The sequence below is a fragment of the Shinella sp. 20P9.1.1 genome (genome assembly GCF_057798995.1).
Window position 1 is genome coordinate 295,899 of record NZ_JBYOLC010000006.1, and the last position, 22,741, is coordinate 318,639.

Here is a 22,741-nt window from a genome sequence, read left to right on the forward strand (position 1 = left end):
GCGTCAGTCTGCTGACGTTGCGTTACCCAGACTGCGCTCGATCTGCTTGGCAGCCTGCCACAGCTCTTCCATGCGCTCCAGCGTCGCCGCCTCCAGGCTTTCGCCATTGGCTGCGAGGCTGTCCTCGATATGCGAGAAGCGGTTGCGGAACTTGGTGTTCGTGCCGCGCAGCGCCATTTCCGGATCGGCGCCGACATGGCGGCCGATATTGACCAGCGCGAAGATGAGGTCGCCGAGTTCGTCGGCAACTGCCTTGGGATCATCGTTGCGCAGGGCTTCACGCAGCTCGCCTATTTCCTCCTCGATCTTGTCGAGGATCGGCGCCGGCTCCGACCAGTCGAACCCGACCTTTGCCGCCCGTTCCTGAAGTTTCAGCGCCTCGACGAGGGCCGGGAAGGAGCGCTGCACGGAGCCGAGATGGCCGCGCAACGGATCCTCCGGCAGGCCGCGTTTGGCACGCCGCTCCTTGCGCTCGCGCTTTTCGGCCTGCTTGATCGCATCCCATTGCAGCTTCACGGCCTCGGGCGTATCCGCATCCGAACGGGCGAAGACATGCGGGTGGCGACGGATCATCTTGTGCGTCACCGCCTCGACGACGCTGCCGAAATCGAAGTCGCCCCGCTCCTCCGCCATCCTTGCATGGAACACGACCTGCAGAAGCAAGTCTCCGAGCTCCTCGCAGAGGTCGTCCATGTCGTTGCGCTCGATCGCGTCGGCGACCTCGTAGGCCTCCTCGATCGTATAGGGCTTGATCGTTTCGAAGGTCTGGACCACGTCCCACGGGCAACCGGTTTCCGGCTGGCGCAGGGCTTGCATGATCTCGATCAGGCGCTCGATGTCGCGGCTCGGCTGCATGGCACTCTCAGTTCAGCGGAATGTTGTTGTCGGCCTTGCCGGACTGGTAGCTTTCCGACAGCGCATCATAGGCGGCACGGATTTTTGCATCCTGCGTCTTGAGATCGGCCTTGGCCGTCTCGTCGGCGGTGGCGATCAGGTCGGCAATGGCGGCGGAGTGCCAGAAGGCGTTGGTCCTGGCATAGCCGCCGGGATCGAGCCGGAAGACTTCCTTCAGGATGCGCAGGTCGTGCGGGATGGCAAAGCTGTCGCGCGAATCTTCATGGCTGAAGAAATAATAGAAATTGTCGAAACCGGCCCAGGTGATGGCCGAAAGGCACATGGAGCAGGGCTCGTGCGTGGAGAGGAAAACATAGTCCTTTGTGTTGGGCTTCTCCACGCGCTCGTAGAGGCGTTTCAGCGTGTGAATTTCACCGTGCCAGAGCGGATTTTCCGTCTCGTTGTTCGATTCGGCGAGAACGAGCGAGAGATCTGCCTTGTTGAGAATGGCCGCGCCGAACACCTTGTTGCCCGCGGCGACGCCTTCTCGCGTCAATGGCAGAATGTCGAATTCCATCACGTCGAGCAGACGTTTTGCGAGCGCGGCCTGGTCCATCGCGGGTTTCCCTGTTGGCGTCATGCGGCATCCTTACCGGGCGCTCGGGCGGACAGGCAAGGCCGCCCGGTGACTTATGCTCAAAATGCCGGGTCGCAGAGCAAAACAATACGCCCCTTCGAGGCCATTGGAATTTCTGTTTCTTTTGTTTCTTGTCGTTTTTCGCAATAGTGCGCACACTTCAACCGGACCAGATCATGACCGAGGCACAGCAGAAGCTTTCGACATTCCCGGCGTTCTTCCGCGTCAGCGGCAGGACGGTCGTTGTCGTGGGCGAGGGCGACGAGGCCTTCGCCAAGGCGCGCCTGCTGTTCAACACGGATGCCCGGATCGTCGTTCTGGCCGAAGCGCCGGAAGCGGATTTTGCCCGTTTCATCGCCGACAAGGGGCTGACGCTGGTCCGCGCGCCGTTTTCGAAGGAAGCGATCGCCGAGGCCACGCTGGTTTTTGCCGCAACGGGCGATGCCGCCGCTGACCGCGCCATTTCGCAGGCCGCGCGCGCGCTGCGCATTCCGGTCAATGCTGTCGATCAGCCCGATCATTGCGATTTCTTCACGCCGGCGCTCGTCAATCGTGCGCCTGTCGCCGTTGCCATCGGCACGGAAGGGGCTGGCCCCGTTCTGGCGCAGATGATCCGCGCGCAGGTTGATCAAATCCTGTCGCCGTCGCTCGGCCGCCTTGCAAGCCTTGCCAACGGTTATCGCGAGGCCGTCGACCGTATCCTGCCGCGCGGCGTGACGCGCCGCGTCTTCTGGCGCCGTTTCTTTCAGGGCGCGGTCGCCGATGCCGTCAACAATGGCGATATTGCGCTGGCCCGCCACACGGCCGACGCGCTACTCAACGCGCAGGGCAAGGCCGCCGGCCATGTTTGGCTCGTCGGCGCCGGTCCGGGCGCCGAGGACCTGCTGACGCTGCGCGCCCAGCGCGTGATGATGGAAGCTGATGTCATCGTGTTCGATGCGCTGGTGCCGCAGGCCATTGTCGATATGGGCCGCCGCGATGCCGAGCGCCTTTCGGTCGGCAAGCGCAAGGGTTGCCACTCCAAATCCCAGGACGAGATCAACGACCTGCTCGTCGAACTCGGCAAGGCCGGCAAGCGCGTCGTGCGCCTGAAATCCGGCGATCCGCTAGTCTATGGTCGTGCCGGCGAGGAAATGGCGGCGCTGCGCCAGGCGGGTGTCACCTATGAGGTCGTGCCGGGCATCACCTCGGCTTTCGCTGCCGCCGCCGATTTCGAACTGCCGCTGACGCTGCGCGGCGTTGCCTCCTCACTCGTCTTCACGACCGGCCACGATCTCACGGGCTCCGTGCTGCCGGATTGGGCGCGCCTTGCGATCTCCGGCGCCACCGTCGCGGTCTATATGGGCCGCTCGGTCGCCGCCTCCGTCGCCGAACGGCTGATGGAAGCCGGGCTGCCGGACGAAACGACCGTCGCGGTCGTCGAAAACGCCAGCCGCCGCGAAAAGCGCCTGCTGCACGGCACGCTCAAGGATCTTCCGGGCCTCGAACACCGAGACGAACTGTCCGGCCCGGTCATGGTTATCATCGGCGACGCGGTTGCGGGCGCCAATTTCGAACATTCCGAACCGCTTGCCGTCAGGCAGACGGTTCGCGACACAGCAGCATTGGGAGCATGACATGGCCGACAAGGTTCTGACAGCCAACCGCCTTTCCGACGGCATTTCCGTCTGGCTGGATGCCGCCGGCACCTGGAACGAATCCTTGCAGGCCGCCTTCGTCGCGCGCCACAAGGAAGCCGTCGACGCACTGGAAGCCACCGGCAAGCAGGCCTTTGCCGACAACAAGGTGGTTGACGTGAACGTCGTTGATGTCGAAGACGTCGATGGTGTTCTCCGGCCGCTGCGCATGCGCGAGCGCATTCGTGCCGAAGGTCCTTCGATCCCCTATGCCGTCGGTTATGCCGGCTTGATTGCGACGGCCGCACCGGCCGCCTGAGGAAGTCCCAGATGTATCGTTACGACGAATTCGATCACGCCTTTGTCTCCGACCGTGTGGAGCAGTTCCGCGATCAGGTCGCCCGCCGCCTGTCCGGCGAGCTGGCCGAGGATGCGTTCAAGCCGCTGCGCCTGATGAACGGCGTCTATCTCCAGCTGCATGCCTATATGCTGCGCGTCGCCATTCCCTACGGCACGCTGAACGGCCGCCAGATGCGCATGCTGGCCCTCATCGCCCGCAAATATGACCGGGGCTATGGCCATTTCACCACGCGCCAGAACATCCAGTACAACTGGCCGAAGCTTTCGGAACTGCCGGATGCGCTCGCTGATCTCGCCACCGTCGAGATGCATGCGCTGCAGACCTCAGGTAACTGCATCCGCAACGTCACGGCCGACCATTTTGCCGGCGCTGCCGCCGATGAAGTCGCCGATCCCAGGCCTTATGCGGAAATCCTGCGCCAGTGGTCCTCGGTCCATCCGGAATTCTCGTTCCTGCCGCGCAAGTTCAAGATCGCCGTCACCGGTGCGGAGCGCGACCGTGCGGCAATCCAGGTGCACGACATCGGCCTGCATTTGAAGAAGGACGAGAACGGCCGCATCGGCTTTGCCGTCTATGTCGGCGGCGGGCAGGGCCGCACGCCGATGATCGCCAAGAAGATCCGCGACTTCCTGCCGGAAGAGGACCTTCTGTCCTACACGACCGCCATTATGCGCGTGTACAACCTGCACGGCCGCCGCGACAACAAGTACAAGGCACGCATCAAGATCCTCGTGCACGAAACGGGTGCCGAGGAGTTGGCGCGCCAGGTCGAGGTCGAGTTCGCCGCCCTCAAGAACACAGAGCTGAAGCTGCCGGAGCGCGACGTCGCCGCCATCTCCGCCTATTTCGCGCCGCCGGCGTTTCCGCCGCGCGCCGAAGGCTGGGCGAATCTTGCGCAATGGAAGAAGGCAGACGCCGATTTCGCCCGCTGGATTCAGCAGAACGTGCAGCCGCACAAGCATCCCGACTACGGCATGGTGACGATCTCGCTGAAGCCGATCGGCGGCATTCCTGGGGACGCGACCGACGCGCAAATGGAAGCCGTCGCCGATATCGCGGAAGACTATGCCTTCGACGAAATCCGCGTCAGCCACGAACAGAACCTGATCCTGCCGCATGTCGCGCTCGCCGATCTGGAGCCGGTCTATCGCGGCCTCGTCGCCGCCGGTCTTGCGACCGCCAATGCCGGTCTCATCACCGATATCATCGCCTGTCCCGGCTTGGACTACTGCGCCCTGGCAAACGCCCGCTCGATCCCGGTCGCGCAGGAGCTTTCGCTGCGCTTCGGCGCGCCCGAGCGTCAGGCCGAGATCGGCGAGCTGAAGATCAAGATTTCCGGCTGCATCAATGCCTGCGGCCATCACCATGTCGGCCATATCGGCCTGCTCGGTGTGGAGAAGAAGGGCGAGGAGCTCTACCAGATCACGCTCGGCGGCTCGGGGGACGAAAACACCTCGATCGGCGAGATCATCGGCCGCGGCTTCGAGCCGGAGAAGGTGACGGACGCCGTCGAGGTGATCGTCAACACCTATCTCGGCCTGCGCCTCGACCCCTCGGAAATCTTCCTCGATGCCTATCGTCGCGTCGGACCGCAGCCTTTCAAGGATGCGCTCTACGGTGACAAGACGGCCGCGGCAGCCTGAGGAGTTTTGAAACATGACGAAAATCTGGAACGAATCCGGCTTCGTGACCGACGATCCCTGGATCATCGAAACCGAGGAAACCAAGGCCGGCTCGAACGAGAAGACGATCCTGGGCCTCGATCATTTCCTGGCGAAGGTTGCCGAAGGGGATGAAACGGGCCTCGGCGTGCTGATCAACCCGGCCGACGACGTGCGCGAGCTGGAAGGCCATCTCGACCGGCTGGCGCTGGTGGCGGTCGCGTTCCCGGCCTTTAACGACGGCCGCGCCTTCAGCCACGCCTCGCTCTTGCGCTCGCGGCTGCATTTCACCGGCGAGGTGAGGGCGGTCGGCGACGTGTTGATCGACCAGATCCCACTGATGCTGCGCTGTGGCATCGACAGCTTCGCCGTAACCAACGCGACGGCGCTTAAGCGTCTTGCGGAAAACCGCCTGCCGGGCATCGACAACCACTACCAGCCGACCGCACGTCCTTCCGAGGACGTCGGCTCCTACAGCTGGCGCCGCCGGGCCTGATTTCAGGCCCGGTTTGCGGGATCGCCGGCGAAAGGCCGCAATCGCGGTGTAGTCTTGCGTCAGATCAAGGACGCGGGCCGGGCTTTGCGGGAAAAACGCATCGACGGCAAACTATTGCGCGGCCAATCGGCGCATTGGAACGGAATACCTTCCTTTGATGATCCACATGTAATATCTGCCTATCGTCAAGATTATCAGACGCAGCCAGGATCGATCCCGAAATGAACGCACCTGCCAAGACCGAAGAATTCGTTCCCGCCATCCCCGCCGGCGTTTTCGCCGAGACGGTGACGAGCGTGCAGCATTATACGGATCGCCTGTTCCGCTTCCGCATGACGCGCCCGGAAAGCTTCCGCTTCCGCTCCGGCGAATTCGCGATGATCGGCCTGATGGTCGGCGACAAGCCGGTCTACCGCGCCTATTCGATCGCCAGCCCGTCCTGGGACGAAGAGCTCGAATTCTTCTCGATCAAAGTGCCGGACGGCCCGCTGACCTCGCATCTCCAGCAGATCAAGCCGGGCGACACCGTGCTGATGCGCAAAAAGCCGACCGGTACGCTGGTGCTCGACGCGCTCACCCCCGGCAAGCGCCTCTACATGTTCTCGACCGGCACGGGCATTGCGCCCTTCGCCAGCCTGATGCGCGATCCGGAGACCTATGAGAAGTTCGACGAGGTCATCCTGACGCATACCTGCCGTGAAGTGTCGGAGCTGAAATACGGTTTTGACCTCGTCGAGGAAATCCGCAACCATGAATTCCTCGCCGAAGTCGTCGGCAACAAGCTGCGCCACTATGCGACCGTGACACGCGAGGACTTCCCGTTCCAGGGGCGCATCACCGATCTCATCAGGAACGGCAAGATGTTCGCCGATCTGAGCGTACCGCATTTCGACCCGGCGGTGGATCGCGGCATGATCTGCGGCTCCTCCGCGATGCTGAAGGAAACCAAGGCGCTGCTGGAAGAGGCAGGTCTCGTTGAAGGCTCCAATAACAAGCCCGGCGAATTCGTGATCGAGCGCGCTTTCGTCGATTGATCTACGGCACAATCCCTATGAAAAGGGCGGCCTTCGAGCCGCCCTTTCTGTTTCAGGCCGAGAGATAGTCGATAAGGTCGGTCATCGCCTCCGATGCCGCCTGGCCATCGCCGTTGCGAATGGCGCGGATGACCTTGACGTGGAGATCCACGGACCGGTCCATGTGCCTGTTGTCGGCGCGAGCGAACCACAGACGGCGGGCGTGGGTCTGCAAGGGCGCGAGCGCGCCCGTCAGGAAGCGGTTTGGGCAGGCCTCCTCGAGGATTTCGTCAAACACCTTGTCGGCGGCGAGAAATCCTTCGAGATCGGAGCGGATCGAGCAGGCCGTCATGCTCTGCGCGCATTCGACAAGCCGTTCGCGATGCGCCTCGCTGGCATGGCGGGCGACGAGATCGGCGGCGAGCGGTTCCAGCTGCCGGCGTGTCGCCATGACCTGGATGTGGTCCTCCGCCCGGATCGCCGTTATCTGGAGCCCCGCGCGCGGCCGCACCGCAATCAATCCCTGCCATTCGAGCTTCTGGATAGCCTCGCGCACCGGCGTGCGGCCATGTCCTGCCAGATCGATTAACTGCTTTTCGGTGACGAGTGAACCGGGTTTCAGCTTGAGCGTGACGATAAGGCCTTCGAGGGCGAGATAGGCGAGGTGGGCCTGCGAGGCCGCCGTTTCCGTCATTCCACGATTCCCATTGATATATCACATGCTCGCATGTCGCGTTTAGAATGGCAAATAGACTGATATATCAGCGAAAATGTACATATGATGACTAGCCGTTTTGCGGATCATAAAAAAGGCCGGGAATACCCGGCCTTTGATACAGATGATTTAGTATTGATGATTTCTAGAGCAGAAAGTCCCGAGCATCGAGGTCCTTCAGCTTGAAGTCGTCAAGGATGATGATGTCCGTGCTGCTGAGTTTAATGTGAACATCATCACTAACCTGCATGGCCTTATTTATAACAGTTTTCGCCGACGAGAAATCATAGGAACGGAGATCGATATCATCGACATTGTTCTTGAAATCCGTGATCGTGTCTTTGCCGTAGCCTTTCTTGAAGACGAAGTCGTCGTCGCCGGTACCCCCGGTCAACTTGTCATTGCCTTTGCCGCCATCAATCAGGTCATTGGCACCTCCGCCATTGATTTTATTGGCACTGCTGTTGCCATTTAGTTTATCGGCGTGAGATGTGCCGATCAGATTTTCGATGGAGGAATAAGTATCGCCCTTGGCATCATTCGTGTTGATGGACGGCTTTGCAAGGCTCACGGTCACGCCTTTCGAACTTCCAGCGTATGATGCCGTGTCCGAACCGGAGCCGCCTATCAGCTTGTCTGCACCTGCGCCGCCGATCAAGGTATCGTTACCGCCAGCTCCATTGAGTGTATCGCTACCGCTTCCGCCGTTGATCTTGTTAGCGCTATTGTTGCCGGTCAATTTGTCGACGTGAGATGTGCCGATCAGGTTTTCGACCGAGGAATAAGTATCGCCCTTGGCATCGTTCGTGTTGATGGAAGGCTTTGCAAGGCTCGCGGTCACGCCTTTCGAACTTCCGGCGTATGATGCCGTGTCCGAACCGGAGCCGCCGACGAGCTTGTCGGCGCCGGAGCCACCGACGAGGGTGTCGTCGCCACTGCCGCCGTCGAGTGTGTCTTTGCCGGAGTTGCCGAAAAGTTTGTCGTTTGCCGCTTCGCCAAACAGCTTGTCATCGCCGCCGCCGCCTTCAAGCGTGTTTTTTGCCTGATTGCCGCGGAAGGTATCGTTTCCGCTACCGCCTTTGGCATTTTCGATAAGTGAGCGAACATCACCGTTGAAGAGTAGCGCGTTGAATATGTTGCCGCGGGCAAATCCGTCATTTGGCCCACCGCCGAGGTCGGCCAGCTGTGTAGCGCTGAAAACAGAGTGTTTTCCAGGGCGTAAATCCACCTTCACCCCTTTGGTGTAGGCGCTCAGATCATAGGTGTCATTTCCGCCGCCATCCCAGATCGTCGCAAAGATGCGGTTTGCGCCCGGCGCGATGGCCACCTTGCCGTTGACGAGCGTGTCGCCGCTGCCCGGTTTCCATTTGTAGACGGTTGCACCCGAGTTCGTGGAGTAGTCCGCTCCGTACATATGCTGGAGAGCGGCTATATCGGCCATCATGAACGTCTGCGGCGCGTCGAATTGCCCGTAGTCGTAACCGGACGTGACATCCCCGATGTATGTCCTGTAGCTCATGACGGTGAATTCGACACTGTTCGTCTCGTCGGGCATTTGGCCGTAGACCAAATTTTCCTGGGCATGCTTGAGGCCAAGCGCGTGCCCAAGTTCGTGAATGAGCGTATGCCATGCATAGTTGCCAGCAACAGGATTGCGCATGTCGTTGGAAGTGCCGACATAAGCGGTTCCGAACCAGATGTCGCCGTCATCGGCGATAGTGTCTTGGGTTATCAAATTGCCCGGAAAGTCCGCCACCTCTGCCGTATCCGGCACGCTGGACTCGGCGAAGCGGAAGGTCGCATTCGTGGAATCTCCCGCTGAAAACTTTAAATTCGTGAAGCCCTCAACGGAAAACCCATCATTGGCGCTGCTTCCAAATGATTTTTCCATCGCAAAAAGAGCGGCATTCTTCTGTGCGGTAGTAACACTATTGAACCCGCTATCGTATTTCGTATAGCTATAATCCGTCACTTGGGTTGGAAAAGCATAAGTGACTGTAGACGAGCTCCAGCCTGTTCCGACGAGAACCGAATCGACAAAAATGGACCCGGTAGCATCGACAGTTTTTGTAGGTGTTGCGGAACCTGACATGTTTCCCTCCAGAAGTAATAGGACCTGCTTTCAGAATTGGCAGGGCTTCCCAAAAAAGGCCTTAGTGTCGATACACTATCATAGTAGACGATCAAAAGACGCGCGAGATGATCATGCTATTCGGGATTTTTTTGGCGCTATATGCTACGGGTCTCAACCTTGCTGGCTGGACGGGTCCGCTACGGACGCAAGCCGCAGAACACGAAACGGTTACGCGCATGGTCATGCAGAAGCCAGGCGATCCAGAAAAAATTATCGAATCCGAATATACGCGGCTGAAAAATCGCGGCACGCGCGAAGGGCTTGAGCTTTTCATCGCCCGGCATCCGGACCATCCGCTTGCCGAAAAGGCGCGTGAAGACATCAAGCGTCTCTACGATTGAGCATGGCCTGGACGCAATATAAGTCTGGCATTATCTGTCTTATTCCATTGTCATTTTAGCGATCTCTGGCGACGTCGCCAGCTTCCGCGCCACCCCTGCGCAGATATACCCGAATAAAGCCGTCAGCCCACCCGTCGATAGGAGGATTGCGGTTGACGAACGTCATGGGCCTTGCCAGCATGCCCTGACATTCGGACCGTCCAGTTGCATTGTGGGGGCATACGTTGACTGCGGGTTCTATCGTCGCGACACTTCTGATCGTCTTCGCCGGTCTTCTGGCCGTGCCGGCCGTCAGCCATACCAATGCGGGGACGACCTTTTCCCTGATGGCCTCGTCCATGGCCTTCGTCGCGATGGCGATCGCTCAATTCATGGCGACGCGCCCGCCCTTCGTCGAGAAGCTTTTCGGCGGGCTTGACCGCATCTACCAGTTCCACCGCAAGATCGGCATCGCGGTGCTCTGTCTTATCCTGTTCCATTATTTCATCGCGCCTGATTTCCAAGGGCTCTCGTTGACTGGCGATCTCAACAAGATTGCCAAGGTAGTAGGAGAATGGGCTTTCTACGGCTTCGTCTTCCTACTCATCTTCAGCCTCGTGAAGATCATCCCGAAGACGCGCTTCCAGATTCCCTATCAGTACTGGCGCATCACGCACCGCTTCATCGGCCTGCTCTTCGTGCTGGTCGCCTTCCACCAGATGTTTATCAAGCGCCCCTATGACGGCACGGCACTTCTGGCCACCTATCTCAACATCTTCGCGCTGATCGGCATCATCAGCTATGCCTATACGCAGCTTCTGCCTTGGTTGCGCACGCGGCGTTACGAGGTAGTCGATGTCGAAAAGCACGATGGCGCGACGATCATTTCGGCGCGTCCCATCCATGGCAAGCTGCGTGCGATGCCAGGCCAGTTCGGCTTCTTCCGGGTCAACAAATCGGGTCTGCGCGAGCCGCATCCCTTCACCATTGCCGGCATAGACGAAGACGGCTCGGTGCGTTTCGCGATCAAGCCGCTCGGTGACTATACCAAGGCGTTGCGCGAGGGCGTGGCGGTCGGCGATGCGTTGACGCTCGAGGGCGGCTATGGGCATTTCAATCACAAGCGCGGCGGCAAGAAACAGATCTGGCTTGCCGGCGGCATCGGCGTTACGCCGTTCCTCGCCATGGCGAGCCGGCTGAAGGGCGACGAGGGGCAGGATATCCACATGATCTACTGCGTGCGCGACGGAGCCGAGGCGATCGGCCTCGACACGTTCCGTGCGCAGGCCGAAAAGCTCGGGAATTTCAGCTTCGTGCTGCACAATTCGGCGACCGACGGACGCTTCGATGCATCGAAGCTCGTTTCCGGTACCAGCATGAACCCGGCCGAGGCCGACCTGTGGTTCTGCGGCCCGCCGCCTTTGCGGCTGGCGATCGAGAAGGGTTTAAGAGAACTCGGCAAGCCGCCTCGGCGCGTCGAGTTCGAGCGTTTCGAGTTTCGATAGGACAGTTCCCGAAGAAACTGCGAAGTGGTTTTGCATCCGGAATTGTTGAGACAGTTTGAATTTCCAGCCGGCTCGCCGGCCTCTTGGAGCGAAGGGAACAAGCCATGCGCGTGTTCAACACATCACTTCTGCGGCCGGTCAGCCGCCTTGCCGCCGCCCTCGGTCTGATGCTCGCGGTTTTCTGTCCCGCCGGCGCCTTTGCCATCGATCAGTTCGCACCGGATGCCTTTGGCACTTACAAGGCGAATGTCGATAACGGCAAGGTCCTGTTCGGTGCGGCCGGCTGCGGCGCCTGCCACGGTTCCGGCGACAATACGGAACTGCTCTCGGGCGGCATGGAAATGCAGACGGCGATCGGCAAGTTCTTCGCGCCGAACATTTCCGCCCATCCGAACGGCATCGGCGGCTGGTCCAATGCGGACTTCCTCAACGCCGTGATGGTCGGCCTCAAGAAGGATGGCGACAATCTCTATCCGGTCATGCCCTACACGTCCTACGGCGGGATGAAGCCAGAAGACGTGCTCGACATCAAAGCCTATATCGACACGCTGCCGCAGTCGGATGCGGCTTCTAAGGAACACGAGATCGCGTTCCCCTTCAGCCGCCAGACGACGATCACGCTCTGGAAGCGCAGCCATTTCGTCGTGCAGGCCTATCAGCCGCGCGAGGAGACGCAGATGGAGCGCGGCCGCTACCTGGTCGAGAACGTCGGCGGCTGCGGCGATTGCCACACCCCGCGCACCACGACCTACGGTCTCGATCTCACCCGCGCGTACGAGGGTGAAAAAGGCCTGACCGGCGCCGTCGCGCCCGATATCACCAAGGCGCGCATGGGCGGCCTTGCCTCGCATGAAGTGTTCACCAAGGGCCTGATCGAGGAAGGCAAGAAGCTTTCCGGTTCGCCGCTGTCCGATCCGGTCATGCGCCGCATCGCGCAGGGCCTTTCGGCGCTGTCTGACGAAGACAAGCAGGCCATGTACGCCTTCCTCGCCGATCGCGAGGTGAAGGTGACGCCGGTCGAAGCCAGCACCGCGCCGGTCTGCAGCGAGGCGACCGCCGAAAGCGCACTTTCGGCCGGTGGCGGCAGCGCGGAATTCGCGTCCGCGGCCGATGCCTTCATCGGCAAATATTGCCGCAACTGCCATGGTCCGGGGGAAAGCTCGCAGGGCTCGTTCCCGTCTGGCGATCTCGCTTCGATTGCCGCCAATCCGGCTTTCGTAACACCAGGCGATGCCTCCAAGTCGCTGCTCTATACAAGCGTCACCAGCGGCCGCATGCCGCTCGGCAAGCGTCCCGATGATGCCGAAGTGCAGGGCCTTGCCAACTGGATCAACTCGCTCAGCCAGTCGGCCATTCCGACGGCGGTGTCGGCGACCCAGGTCAAGCGCTCGCGGCCGATGCTGAAATATCTCGATTTCGTCGATCTTGCGTTGCAGGACATCTCAAAGGTCGATGAACACGACCAGCCCTTCATGCGCTATTTCAGCTATCGCGACCAATATAACGGCATGATGAGCTGTGAGACGCACGAAACCTTCCTGAAGCGCATGAAGGTTCTGGCCGGCGGTTTCAAGAAACTCATCAACTCGCTGTCCTACGGTCCGGAACTTGTGCTTCCCGAGGAAGTCGAGGGTTCGGATGGCCTGCTCGTCCGCGTCGATCTGCGCGACCTCGAATGGAGCCAGGAAGACTATGACTTCCTGATCAACGAGTATTTCTACGGCGTCGATCCGGCGAGTAACGCGACACTGCACGCCCTTGCCAAGGCGACGCAGACGACTCTGCCGATCATGCGTGTCGACTGGTTCATGAGCAACGGCGCCCGGCCGAAGGTCTATAACCGCCTCATGAAGCTGCCGACCAATATCAGCGAGCTCGAACATCGCTTCGGGGTCAACGTCAACCAGAACATCGAACGCCGCCGCATCGTGCGCGCCGGTTTTGCCGATGGTTCCTCCGGCGTGTCCGACCACAACCGCATGCTGGAACGCCACGACATGCCCTTCGGCGGCTATTACTGGAAGTCCTACGACTTTGCCGGCGATCTCGGCCGCCAGGTGCTGAAGCGCTTCCCGGCCGGCCCGGATGGTGTGCAGCTGAAAGCCGGGCTGCTGCCCTTCGAACATGACGGCGGCGAAATGATCTTCTCGCTCCCGAACGGCATGCAGGGCTACTATCTGTCGACCAACAAGGGCGATCAGCTCAATGTCGGCCCGACGACGATCGTCTCCTTCCGCAAGCGGCCGATCGGCAAGGGCGTCGAGATCATCAATGCCCGCTCGTGCTTCGACTGCCATTTTGACGGCATCCTGTCGAAGCGCGACCAGCTACGCGAGCATATCGAGACATCCACGCTGTTCTCCAAGGACCAGCAGGACGAGTTGCTCGCCGTCTATGTGCCGCAGGAAGAGCTGAACGAGGTCTACAAGCGCGACACCGATCGCTTCGTCAGCGCGCTCGATCGCCTCGGCATCACCGAACCGACATCCGGCGGCGGCAAGACGGGCCTCAAGGCGCCGGGCGGTGCGGAGATCTTCACCTACTTCGCCGACCAGTACGAGGACGAGCTGAACTTCGAGCAGCTGGCGGCCGAATTCGACATGACGCCGGAGGAGTTCTCCTCCGACATCCGCCGCCTGACCGATGTCGACGCCCTGCGCATCGGCCTCGACTGGGTGGCGACGCTGGAAGCCGGCGCCACGATCCCGCGCAATGAGGTCGAGGAGCAGTATGCCTTCATGTTGCAGCCGCTCGTGCAGCTCGATCCGCTGAAGCGCGGCGTCAATCCGGAAGAGGGGGCCGCCAACACGGCCAACAACACCCAGTACCAGCAGCCGGAGCAGAAGCAGGAACAGAAGGTCGACAACACGGCCTATCAACAGCCGCAATCGACCGAAGGGCAGGTTGCCAATACGGAGCAGTATGCCACCCAGACCCAGACCAACACGGCCTATGTCGTTCCCGCCTACAAGCAGGAAGACAAGGCACAGGCTGAAAAGGTGAAGCTGGCGCTCAAGGTGCCCAGCACCTACGCCAAGGTCGGCGATTACCTCAGCTTCGAGCTCAGCACCAACCATAGCTGTGAGCTTCAGGTGATGTATGTCGAGGATACCGGCAATGTCGAAATCATCCCGGATGTGATGATCGGCAATACCACGCTGAATGAAGGCGAAAGCCGTCTTATTCCGCAGCCGGGTTCTGGTAACCTGACCTTCGATTCGCCCTCGCCGGGCGAAACGATGATTGCCTTCTGCCGCATCGGCGGGCTTGGCGACCAGAAGATGACGGCGGACAAGGCCAGACAGCTGGTGGCCAGCTCCAAGCTGCCGGCGACCAAAGGTATCGCCGTCAACCTTGCCAAGCAGGCCGAGCAGGACAACGGCGCGAGCGGCCTCCAGATGGTGACGTTCGAAATCAAGTGATGACAAGGGCAGGGGCTTTCGAGCCCCTGCCTGTTCGTTTCAAGAGGACATGAGGGCTGGACCGACAATGCTGATGCGATCTCTGGCAGCGACACTCTTCGTACTGGCTGGTGCTGCTCCGGCCGCAGCGGCCTGCGATGCCTTTACCGGTGTCATCGAGGCGTTCAATGCCGGTGACGAGCAGAAGGCCCAGTCGATTGCCGAAACCGCAGGCACCGCCAATTGCAGCGCCAACGAGCGCACCCTTGTCGGGCGCGTCGCGGCGCTCTCCAGCTTCAACCGCATCGCAACCGAGGTCGGCAATGGCGGCAAGCTTGCGGATCACCGCGCGGATCTGGAAGCGCTTCAGAAGAAATACGGCGGCCCCTGGCAGGTCTTCGATGCGCTGGGCGACCTCGCCCGCGAGCGCAAGGACTATGAGGAAGCGGCCAAGCTCTACCAGATCGCGCTGGAGGACGGCTCCAACACGACGCTGACGCCGGACTGGATGGCGCCCGACGAGGATTACATTCGCCGCCTCGACCGGCTTGCCGGCGAAATGCGCCTTGCCGCGCCGCGCCCGGTGAAGCTTGCCATGCGCGGCGGCTGCAAGGTCTCCTTCCGCGGCGTGACGATCAAGAAGAAATCGACCCCGGTGCGCTATGTCTTCGGCACCGCCGATTTCACGCCCGAGGGCATTGAAGCCGCAAAGGACGTTGCGGAATGCCTGAAAGCCGTCAAGCCCGGCGCGATCCAGCTGATCGGCCATACCGATCCGGTCGGCTCGGCGGTGGCGAACTACAAGCTCTCGCTGGCGCGTGCCGACGCGCTGAAGACCTACCTTTACGACGCAGGCTATGCCGGCACGATCACCACCGTCGGCAAGGGCGAGGACGAACCTTTCAAGCCTGATGATGCCAGCGCCTATGACACGGAGACGCTGAATCAGTTGAACCGCCGCGTGGAAGTGGATGTGCAATGAAACGGCTGCTGCCCCGTCTGCTGGCGCTTTCCCTGACGGCGGCCTTCCCGCTGCCGGCCTTCGCGGCGCAGACCTATGCGCTCGTCGTCGGCGTCGACGAATATCCCTATGAAGTCAGCCTCGACGGCGCGGTGCGTGACGCGGAGGATGTCTATGCATCGATGAGCGCCGCCGGCTTCACCGTGAAGAAATTCACCAATGCCGAAGCGCGCAAGGACGATATCCGCAAGGCCTGGACGGACATGGTGGCCGAAGCGGCGGCCGGCGACACGATCATCTTCACCTATGCCGGCCACGGCGCGCAGATGCCGGAGCTCATTCCCGGCGACGAGGCCGATGGGCTCGACGAATTCCTCCAGCTGCCGGGTTTCGACCGCAACCGTTTCCAGGAAACCTTCAAGGAAATCATTGTCGATAACGAGATGAACGAATGGTTCGGGGAGGCGGAAGCCAAGGGCGTGCATGTGCTCTTCGTCTCCGACAGCTGCTTTTCCGGCGGCATGAGCCGCTCGATCAAGGGCAAGACGCGTCTTGCGCCCGCCGTGACGGTCAAGCTCGCGCCGCCTTCGCAGGAGGCCATCGCAGGCGCGAACCTCAAGGAGGTCAATTTCAAGCAGGTGACGGTGCTGGCCGCTTCGCTGGAAAGCCAGCCGACGCCGGAGGTCATCATCGACGGCGAGCCGCGCGGCGCGCTGAGCTGGAGCTTTGCCCGCGCCGTGGAAGGCAGCGCCGATCGCGACGGCAACGGCATCATCACGCGCATCGAGCTCGAAGACTATATCTTCAGCAATGTGAAGAACCGCTCCGAGGCGTTGCAGGTGCCGAACTTCATGCCGCAGGTCGCCCGCTCGGAGAGCGAGGTCGTCGTGACGCTGACGCGTGGCATACCCGTCGCGACGGCCGATACGACGACAACGACCGGCGACGCTAGTACCACCCAGAAAACCATCAAGAGCGTCAAGGACCTCGGCTGGACGGGCAACATTGCACTCCAGATCGATGGCGACGCCGAAAAGCCAAAAGGCACAGACGGCACCGGCACGCCCTTCCGCTGGGACGTGGCGAGCGACACCTTCTACACGCCGAACGGCGACGTCGCGGGCGAGAATGTCGGCGCCGACCGCATCCAGTCGGTGGTCGACAAATACATCCTGCTCGATTTCCTCAAGGCCATGGCCAGCCAGAACCCGGGCACGGTCTCGCTGACCCCGGTCAAGGACATCTATGCCGCCGGCCAGCGTCTGCGCTTCGATGCGCCTCCCGGCCGCTATCCGAACATGCTGGTCTTCAATCTCGCCAATACCGGCGAGGTGCAGTTCCTCGACATGCAGACGGCGGGCACCAACAGTTCCGAATTCAAGCTGACGGATGTCGAGGTCGTGAAACCCTTCGGCGCCGATCACCTGATCACCATCTGGACCGCCGAACCGGTCGATGCCATCGGCGCGGTGCTGTCCGACAAGAACGTCACCGCCGCGGCCCTGTTGCAGGCACTCCTGACACGGCTCGACGGCAAGGAGGCAAGCGTGGCCATCCAACCTCTCTATACGCGGGAAACGCTCTGATGCTCCGTTACGCCGCAGCGCTCCTCCTTTCGCTCTCGTTGGCCTCGATTGCAGAAGCCGCCGACCGCGCGCTCCTCATCGGCATCGGCACCTATGCCTCGCTGCCGGAAAAGATGTTCCTCGAAGGGCCGAAGAACGACGTACCGCTGATCGAGAAGCTGCTGAAGGAAAAGCAAGGCTATTCCGCCGACTCGATCCGTATCCTGCTCGACAAGGATGCAAGCCGCGCCTCCATTCTCGCCAGCATCGACGAATGGCTGATCAAGGGCACGCAGCCGGGCGACCGCGTCTATTTCTATTTTTCCGGCCATGGCCTCCAGGTGAAGGATGTCAGCGGCGATGAGGAGGACGGCCTCGACGAGGCGCTCTCGACCTATGACATTGCCGCCGGCGACGGCGACTGGACGAATGTCATCCTCGACGACGAAATCGACGCGATGCTAGAGAAACTGAAGGACCGCGCCGTCTCGATCGTCATCGACGCCTGCCACTCAGGTACGATTTCGCGCTCGCTCTCGACCCAGGTTTCCGACGTGATGGAAAGCGCGCGCTTCCTGCCGCGGCCCTTTGCCAAGCCGGTGGAAGCCGTGAAGACCCGCGGCCTGCGCATCGACGTTGCCGTGGTCGACAAGCCTGATATCGTCAAGCAGAACGGCGTGGAAGCCTGGAGCGCGGCCTCGTCCTATCAGGTCGCCTGGGACGACACGCGCCTGCCGCCGGAAGAACGTCACGGTGTCTTCACGCTCTCCTATGTCAACGGCCACGACACATCCGCCGCCGACAGCAACGGCAACGGCATTGTCTCCAATGCCGAGCTCCTGGAATATGTGAAGAAGCAGTCGCAGACCTATTGCGCGAGCCAGACCCAGTGCCAAGGCCTCGACCCGCAGCTCGAGGTCAATTACGCACTTTTGGGGGCGGCAGCGGTGACCCCGACAGGTGGTGAAGCGACGGGCCAGCAGACCCAGCAATATCAACAGACGCAGACCGGTGGCGACACACAGCAGCAGACGACGGACTATTCACAGCAACAACAGAGTGCGGATTACGGCAAGGTCGAACCGGTCAAGGTCGAGAACACCCAGCAGACGGCCTATGTCGCGGCAAATCCGGTGGATGCCGTCAGCGATATCCTCGGAAAGCCGCCGGCCGGCGATGTCCAGCTCTCGCTGTCCTCTGATCACTTAAACGTCGGTGATCCCTTCCGCATTACCGTGACGAGCGCCACCGGCGGCCATCTTATCCTTTACGACGTCGACAAGGACGGCAAGGCGACGCAGATATTCCCGAACGAGGCCGCCAAGAAGATCACGGCGCTCACCCCCCATACACCGCTGACCATCCCGGACGACTATTACGGCTTCGATTTCGAGGCCGATGGGCCAAGCGAAAACGTTCTGGTCGCCATCGTGGTAGCCGACGACGTCGATCTCACGAAGGTCGCGCCCAACGACTACGGCCTGCAGAAAGAGCTCGACGCCCGCACGACGATCGCCGACATTGCCGGTACGCTGCAGCAGACCTGGACGCGCGACACGGAAAACCGCAGCGTGAACTGGTCGCTGGGACTGTTGAAATATACAGTTTATTGAGTAGCCATTGCCATTTCAGGCGTTCGCGGGTGTTACATCCGCGAACGCTTTCATCCCAATAACTCAAGAGCGCTGCTTCTCGCCTGCGCTCTTGCCGTCGGAGCTCTTTGATCGCTCCTCGAAACGATCGGCGCCCTTGGCCAGCTCCGATCCTTTTTCGTCTTCGATCTTGCGCTCTTCCGCCCGCGCCGCCTTGTGCAATCCCCGGCCGCCTTGCTTGCCGGTTTCCGTGGGTGCGTTTTCAATAGCCATGATTTGTCCTCCATCGACTCAGTGGAAACGGCGAGAAGACGCGTTGGTTCCCCGGTTGGATGCAAGGCAATTTCGTTGAGGAAATGCGGTGTCCGATCTCAAGCTCATCCAGCACGATGCGGCCGAAGAAGGGCATTGATGACGAGCAAAGCCTCGCGCCCTCGGAAAGTGGGTAGAGCGGAAGAATCTACTACAGAATACCGTGCTGCTGGCGAGTGGTGGTGAGCGCGCAGGGATTCGAACCCTGGACCTACTGATTAAAAGTCAGTTGCTCTACCGGCTGAGCTACGCGCTCCCAAGGGGTGCAAATTGTGCCCCGCAGAAGTGCGCGGAACATAGGCAGGAGGGTTTGCCGGGTCAACCCGGAAAATGCGGCAGAAAACAGGTTTTGCTGCATTTCGCCGCGTTCTCCAAAAGGTGATTGGCAGGAGGGGGTCTCGGCGGCTATCAGGGGGCACTCGCGGCGGTGAGGGCGGGCGGGATTTTCGCCTTGTGTCCAATCCGCCTGATGTCTCGGAGCAACCTCTTGTCGATTGCCGATATTTCCCTCTGGAGCGCGCTTCTGGCCGGAGCGCTGTCGTTTCTATCGCCCTGCGTGCTGCCGCTTGTGCCGCCTTATCTGTGTTATATGGCGGGCATTTCCGTGGATCAGTTTCGGGGCGGGGAGGCGGCTGCGGTGCGGCGCGATACGCGGGGCGCGGTGTTGCTGGCGGCGTTTTTCTTCACGCTGGGCTTTGCCACCGTTTTCGTCTCGCTTGGGGCAGGGGCTTCGACCATCGGCATGGTGCTCAGGCGCCATCTCGACCTGCTCGCGCAGATCGGCGGCGTCGTCATCATCCTGATGGGCCTGCATTTTCTAGGGCTTCTGCGCATCGGGCTCTTTGCCCGCGAGGCGCGGTTCCAGGGCGGCGGCAAGCCGGCTACGGCGTCGGGCGCCTATATTATGGGGCTAGCCTTCGCCTTCGGCTGGACGCCGTGCATCGGGCCGGTACTGGGGGCTATTCTCGGTATTGCTGCAGCGCGTGAGACCGTCGGTGACGGGGCTGTGCTGCTTGCCGTCTATTCGCTCGGCCTGGCCATTCCATTCTGGATCGCGGCGGGTTTTTCCGGCGCCTTTATGCGTTTTCTCGTGCGGTTCCGCCGCCATCTCGGCACGGTGGAGAAGATCATGGGCGTGCTGCTCGTTCTCACGGGCCTTGCCTTCATCTTCGGCTATGTCAGCGCCGTCGCCATCTGGTTCCAGCAAACGTTTCCCATTCTCTCGCAAATCGGCTAGTCCGGGACAATATCTTCGGACGAGTGCGGGAGCACGCTTCGGCCCATGGCTGACATCATCGGACTGGTCCTGCCGTTTTTCGGCATGATCCTTTTGGGCTATGTGGTCGCAAAGATCACCAAACAGCCGGTCGAGGCGCTCGGCTGGCTCAACACGTTCATCATCTACATCGCGCTGCCGGCGCTGTTCTACAAGTTGGTGGCAAAGACGCCGATCGAGCAATTGACGCGCGTCGATTTCATCGTCGCCAATATCAGTGCGACCTATCTGGTCTTCGCGCTGATCTTCGCGGTCGGACTGTTTTTGCGCCGGGCGACGGTGGGCGAAGCGACGATCCAGGGGCTGGCGGCGGCCTATGGCAATATCGGTTATATGGGGCCTGGGCTGGCGCTGCTTGCCTTCGGCGAGCCGGCGGCGGTGCCGGTGGCGCTGGTCTTCTGCTTCGAGAACATGCTGCATTTCATGGTCGCACCCGCGCTGATGGCACTGGGCGGCGGGGAGAAGCAGGCGCCGTTTCAGATTGTTACCGGCGTCGTGAAGAAGATTGTCACGCATCCCTTCATCATCGCGACGGCGGCGGGTTTTGTTGCGGCTTTTGCCGGCTTCGAGGCGCCGGTACCTTTGCAGCGGCTGATCGATTATCTGGCGCAGGCGGCGGCTCCTTGCGCGCTGTTTGCAATGGGGGTGACGCTGGCGCTGCGTCCGTTGAAACGGGTGCCGGTCGAGATCGGCTATATCGTACCGGCAAAGCTGCTCTTGCTGCCGGTGACGATGTATCTGGTGCTGGGGCTTGCCGGCAATTTCGATCCGGTCTGGGTCTTTACCGCCGTGCTGCTCGCCGCCCTGCCGACGGCGACCAATGTCTTCGTCATCGGCCAGCAATATGGCGTCTGGCAGGAGCGGGCATCGGCGACCATCCTCATCACGACGGTCCTGTCCGTCGCGACAGTGACGATCCTGCTTTATCTCATCAAGTCAGGCCTGCTTGCGGGTGACCCGTTCCCGTAGCGTGTCGCGAAACGCCTTGAGCGAGCCGCCCGGCTCGATTCCCTCGCGCATGACGATGCTGCGCAGCGGGCCGAGCGCCGAAAGGAGATGCAGGCCAGCCGAGCGCAGGAACTGCATGGGCAGGAAATCCGACAGCAGCGACCGGTTGAGCAGGTCGACGCTCACGGTGCGCGAGCGGACATCCGCCTGGCGCTTGCGGTCGAAACGCTCGCCGATGCCGTCATAGGCGGCCGGCTCCGTCACCTGCAGCAACTCCTTCAGGGCCATGATATCGCGCAGGCTAAGATTGAGGCCCTGGGCGCCGATCGGCGGGAAGGCATGCGCGGCCTCGCCGACGAGCGCGATGCGGCCCTTGCCGAAGCGATCCGCCGTCATGCCGGAAAGCGGGAAGCTCTGCGCGCCACCTTCGACGATGACCTTTCCGAGCATGGACTGCATGCGCGTTTCTACGGCCTGGCTGAGCGTGGCATCCGAGAGATCGCGAAGCCTTGCGGCTTCCTTCGGTGGCAGCACCCAGACGAGGCTGGAGCGACGGCCGGGCAGGGGAACCTGCGTGAAGGGGCCGCTCTCCGTATGAAACTCGGTGGAGACGTTGCCATGCGGGCGATCATGCGAAAAATTGAGCACGAGGGCGGCCTGCGGATAGGACCAGCTACGAATGCCGATGCCGGCACTCTCACGGATCTTCGACTTGCGGCCATCGGCGCCGACCACGAGACGGGCCAGCACGCGTTCACCGTCGTCGAGCGCCAGTTCCACGCCGTTTTCAAAGGCGGTGGCGGCGGTTACGCCATTTGGCAAGCGCAGGATATTGCCGTCGGCCCCGATGCGGGCGTCCAGCACATCGATGAATGGGGCATTCGGAATGTTGTAACCGAAGGCGGCAAGGCCGACCTCGCCGGAGCGGAACGCAACCGGCGGCGCTCGCAGAAGCCGCACCGTGCCATCAAGGATCTGCATGGTTTCGAGGGCTGCCGCATGCGGTGCGATATCGTCCCACAGGCCGAGCACCTTCAGGAACGCGATGGACTGGTCCATCAGCGCCGTTGTGCGGCCGTCGCCGGTGCGGGCGGGCGGGGCGATCAGCGCGACGCTGCGGCCCGAATCGGCAAACGCCAGAGCCGCGAGGCTGCCGGCGAGACCGGCACCGACGATCGCAATATCGAATTTCTTCATGGCCGACCTCCGAAAGGGCACGCGTTACCCACAGATTTGCAAGCGCTTCTACTCCACTGAAACTAGGCCGGCAAAGGGGCAATTTCCATGGGATGAATCCGCGCAGGCCGCCGAAGCGCTTGATGGGCAACCGATTTTTGCTGGCGGTACCGGGCAATCAATGCATATTACCGTCAAGAGGGCGTGTTTGGCGGATC

The 22,741-nt window shown here is 61.3% G+C and carries 19 protein-coding genes and 1 tRNA gene; 13 read left to right on the forward strand and 7 right to left on the reverse strand.

Translation table 11 applies throughout. The annotated features are described in order from the left end of the window. Positions 1–3: 3 nt before the first annotated feature. Positions 4–855: a nucleoside triphosphate pyrophosphohydrolase gene (gene mazG / locus AC27VQ_RS13425; RefSeq protein WP_488716628.1), complete on the reverse strand. Its 852-nt coding sequence runs from the start codon at positions 853–855 to the stop codon at positions 4–6. Between the two features lie 7 nt (positions 856–862). Beyond that, positions 863–1,450, reverse strand: coding sequence for a nucleoside deaminase (locus AC27VQ_RS13430; RefSeq protein ID WP_488716666.1), 588 nt, complete (start codon positions 1,448–1,450; stop codon positions 863–865). 197 nt (positions 1,451–1,647) lie between these two features. Here AC27VQ_RS13430 and cysG point away from each other — a divergent pair, with 197 nt between their 5' ends. The 5 genes from cysG (at position 1,648) to AC27VQ_RS13455 (ending at position 6,639) form a co-directional block, all read left to right on the forward strand. Next, positions 1,648–3,087 (forward strand): siroheme synthase CysG, encoded by a 1,440-nt coding sequence (gene cysG, locus AC27VQ_RS13435; protein WP_488716629.1) that lies wholly within the window; start codon positions 1,648–1,650, stop codon positions 3,085–3,087. 1 nt (position 3,088) lies between these two features. Continuing rightward, on the forward strand, positions 3,089–3,406 hold the full coding sequence (locus tag AC27VQ_RS13440) for a DUF2849 domain-containing protein (protein ID WP_488716630.1): 318 nt from the start codon (positions 3,089–3,091) through the stop codon (positions 3,404–3,406). An 11-nt stretch (positions 3,407–3,417) separates the two neighbouring features. Further along, positions 3,418–5,091, forward strand: coding sequence for a nitrite/sulfite reductase (locus tag AC27VQ_RS13445; RefSeq protein WP_488716631.1), 1,674 nt, complete (start codon positions 3,418–3,420; stop codon positions 5,089–5,091). Positions 5,092–5,104: 13 nt separating this feature from the next. Next, positions 5,105–5,605: a DUF934 domain-containing protein gene (locus AC27VQ_RS13450; RefSeq protein ID WP_488716632.1), complete on the forward strand. Its 501-nt coding sequence runs from the start codon at positions 5,105–5,107 to the stop codon at positions 5,603–5,605. A gap of 221 nt (positions 5,606–5,826) precedes the next feature. Further along, positions 5,827–6,639 (forward strand): ferredoxin--NADP reductase, encoded by an 813-nt coding sequence (locus AC27VQ_RS13455; RefSeq protein ID WP_488716633.1) that lies wholly within the window; start codon positions 5,827–5,829, stop codon positions 6,637–6,639. 52 nt (positions 6,640–6,691) lie between these two features. Here AC27VQ_RS13455 and AC27VQ_RS13460 read toward each other — a convergent pair whose 3' ends face one another. Continuing rightward, the gene (locus tag AC27VQ_RS13460) at positions 6,692–7,312 is read right to left on the reverse strand and encodes a GntR family transcriptional regulator (RefSeq protein ID WP_488716634.1); all 621 of its coding nucleotides are present in this window, start codon (positions 7,310–7,312) and stop codon (positions 6,692–6,694) included. Positions 7,313–7,478: 166 nt separating this feature from the next. Continuing rightward, positions 7,479–9,425, reverse strand: coding sequence for a M10 family metallopeptidase (locus AC27VQ_RS13465; RefSeq protein ID WP_488716635.1), 1,947 nt, complete (start codon positions 9,423–9,425; stop codon positions 7,479–7,481). A gap of 107 nt (positions 9,426–9,532) precedes the next feature. Here AC27VQ_RS13465 and AC27VQ_RS13470 point away from each other — a divergent pair, with 107 nt between their 5' ends. The 6 genes from AC27VQ_RS13470 (at position 9,533) to AC27VQ_RS13495 (ending at position 18,832) form a co-directional block, all read left to right on the forward strand. Continuing rightward, on the forward strand, positions 9,533–9,808 hold the full coding sequence (locus tag AC27VQ_RS13470; RefSeq protein ID WP_488716636.1) for a hypothetical protein: 276 nt from the start codon (positions 9,533–9,535) through the stop codon (positions 9,806–9,808). A 224-nt stretch (positions 9,809–10,032) separates the two neighbouring features. Then, a complete protein-coding gene (locus AC27VQ_RS13475; RefSeq protein WP_488716637.1) occupies positions 10,033–11,292 on the forward strand; it encodes a ferredoxin reductase family protein in 1,260 nt (419 codons plus the stop codon). A gap of 104 nt (positions 11,293–11,396) precedes the next feature. Next, positions 11,397–14,714 (forward strand): c-type cytochrome, encoded by a 3,318-nt coding sequence (locus AC27VQ_RS13480; RefSeq protein ID WP_488716638.1) that lies wholly within the window; start codon positions 11,397–11,399, stop codon positions 14,712–14,714. Positions 14,715–14,787: 73 nt separating this feature from the next. Further along, entirely contained in the window at positions 14,788–15,675 is an 888-nt protein-coding gene (locus AC27VQ_RS13485; RefSeq protein WP_488716639.1) for an OmpA family protein, read from the forward strand. Then, positions 15,672–17,240: a caspase family protein gene (locus tag AC27VQ_RS13490; protein WP_488716640.1), complete on the forward strand. Its 1,569-nt coding sequence runs from the start codon at positions 15,672–15,674 to the stop codon at positions 17,238–17,240. Before AC27VQ_RS13485 ends, AC27VQ_RS13490 begins: the two co-directional genes overlap by 4 nt. After that, entirely contained in the window at positions 17,240–18,832 is a 1,593-nt protein-coding gene (locus AC27VQ_RS13495) for a caspase family protein (protein WP_488716641.1), read from the forward strand. The genes AC27VQ_RS13490 and AC27VQ_RS13495 overlap by 1 nt, the downstream gene beginning before the upstream one ends. A 63-nt stretch (positions 18,833–18,895) precedes the next feature. Here the strand turns inward: AC27VQ_RS13495 and AC27VQ_RS13500 are convergent, their stop codons facing one another. Beyond that, positions 18,896–19,084 (reverse strand): hypothetical protein, encoded by a 189-nt coding sequence (locus AC27VQ_RS13500; protein ID WP_488716642.1) that lies wholly within the window; start codon positions 19,082–19,084, stop codon positions 18,896–18,898. A 219-nt stretch (positions 19,085–19,303) separates the two neighbouring features. Next, positions 19,304–19,379 (reverse strand) — tRNA-Lys (locus tag AC27VQ_RS13505). A 231-nt stretch (positions 19,380–19,610) separates the two neighbouring features. Here AC27VQ_RS13505 and AC27VQ_RS13510 point away from each other — a divergent pair. Both AC27VQ_RS13510 and AC27VQ_RS13515 read left to right on the forward strand, forming a co-directional pair. Then, positions 19,611–20,360 (forward strand): cytochrome c biogenesis CcdA family protein, encoded by a 750-nt coding sequence (locus AC27VQ_RS13510; protein WP_488716643.1) that lies wholly within the window; start codon positions 19,611–19,613, stop codon positions 20,358–20,360. A gap of 45 nt (positions 20,361–20,405) precedes the next feature. Further along, positions 20,406–21,368, forward strand: a complete 963-nt coding sequence (locus AC27VQ_RS13515) for an AEC family transporter (protein WP_488716644.1) — start codon at positions 20,406–20,408, stop codon at positions 21,366–21,368. Here AC27VQ_RS13515 and AC27VQ_RS13520 read toward each other — a convergent pair. Continuing rightward, entirely contained in the window at positions 21,336–22,544 is a 1,209-nt protein-coding gene (locus AC27VQ_RS13520; protein WP_488716645.1) for a UbiH/UbiF family hydroxylase, read from the reverse strand. The two genes, AC27VQ_RS13515 and AC27VQ_RS13520, sit on opposite strands and share 33 nt — an antisense overlap. Positions 22,545–22,741: the final 197 nt, after the last annotated feature.

Bases quoted from the DNA above. Each gene is read 5' to 3' on its own strand.
- mazG (WP_488716628.1), bottom strand. From the start codon at position 855: ATGCAGCCGAGCCGCGACATCGAGCGCCTGATCGAGATCATGCAAGCC.
- AC27VQ_RS13430 (WP_488716666.1), bottom strand. From the start codon at position 1,450: ATGGACCAGGCCGCGCTCGCAAAACGTCTGCTCGACGTGATGGAATTC.
- cysG (WP_488716629.1), top strand. From the start codon at position 1,648: ATGACCGAGGCACAGCAGAAGCTTTCGACATTCCCGGCGTTCTTCCGC.
- AC27VQ_RS13440 (WP_488716630.1), top strand. From the start codon at position 3,089: ATGGCCGACAAGGTTCTGACAGCCAACCGCCTTTCCGACGGCATTTCC.
- AC27VQ_RS13445 (WP_488716631.1), top strand. From the start codon at position 3,418: ATGTATCGTTACGACGAATTCGATCACGCCTTTGTCTCCGACCGTGTG.
- AC27VQ_RS13450 (WP_488716632.1), top strand. From the start codon at position 5,105: ATGACGAAAATCTGGAACGAATCCGGCTTCGTGACCGACGATCCCTGG.
- AC27VQ_RS13455 (WP_488716633.1), top strand. From the start codon at position 5,827: ATGAACGCACCTGCCAAGACCGAAGAATTCGTTCCCGCCATCCCCGCC.
- AC27VQ_RS13460 (WP_488716634.1), bottom strand. From the start codon at position 7,312: ATGACGGAAACGGCGGCCTCGCAGGCCCACCTCGCCTATCTCGCCCTC.
- AC27VQ_RS13465 (WP_488716635.1), bottom strand. From the start codon at position 9,425: ATGTCAGGTTCCGCAACACCTACAAAAACTGTCGATGCTACCGGGTCC.
- AC27VQ_RS13470 (WP_488716636.1), top strand. From the start codon at position 9,533: ATGATCATGCTATTCGGGATTTTTTTGGCGCTATATGCTACGGGTCTC.
- AC27VQ_RS13480 (WP_488716638.1), top strand. From the start codon at position 11,397: ATGCGCGTGTTCAACACATCACTTCTGCGGCCGGTCAGCCGCCTTGCC.
- AC27VQ_RS13485 (WP_488716639.1), top strand. From the start codon at position 14,788: ATGCGATCTCTGGCAGCGACACTCTTCGTACTGGCTGGTGCTGCTCCG.
- AC27VQ_RS13490 (WP_488716640.1), top strand. From the start codon at position 15,672: ATGAAACGGCTGCTGCCCCGTCTGCTGGCGCTTTCCCTGACGGCGGCC.
- AC27VQ_RS13495 (WP_488716641.1), top strand. From the start codon at position 17,240: ATGCTCCGTTACGCCGCAGCGCTCCTCCTTTCGCTCTCGTTGGCCTCG.
- AC27VQ_RS13500 (WP_488716642.1), bottom strand. From the start codon at position 19,084: ATGGCTATTGAAAACGCACCCACGGAAACCGGCAAGCAAGGCGGCCGG.
- AC27VQ_RS13515 (WP_488716644.1), top strand. From the start codon at position 20,406: ATGGCTGACATCATCGGACTGGTCCTGCCGTTTTTCGGCATGATCCTT.
- AC27VQ_RS13520 (WP_488716645.1), bottom strand. From the start codon at position 22,544: ATGAAGAAATTCGATATTGCGATCGTCGGTGCCGGTCTCGCCGGCAGC.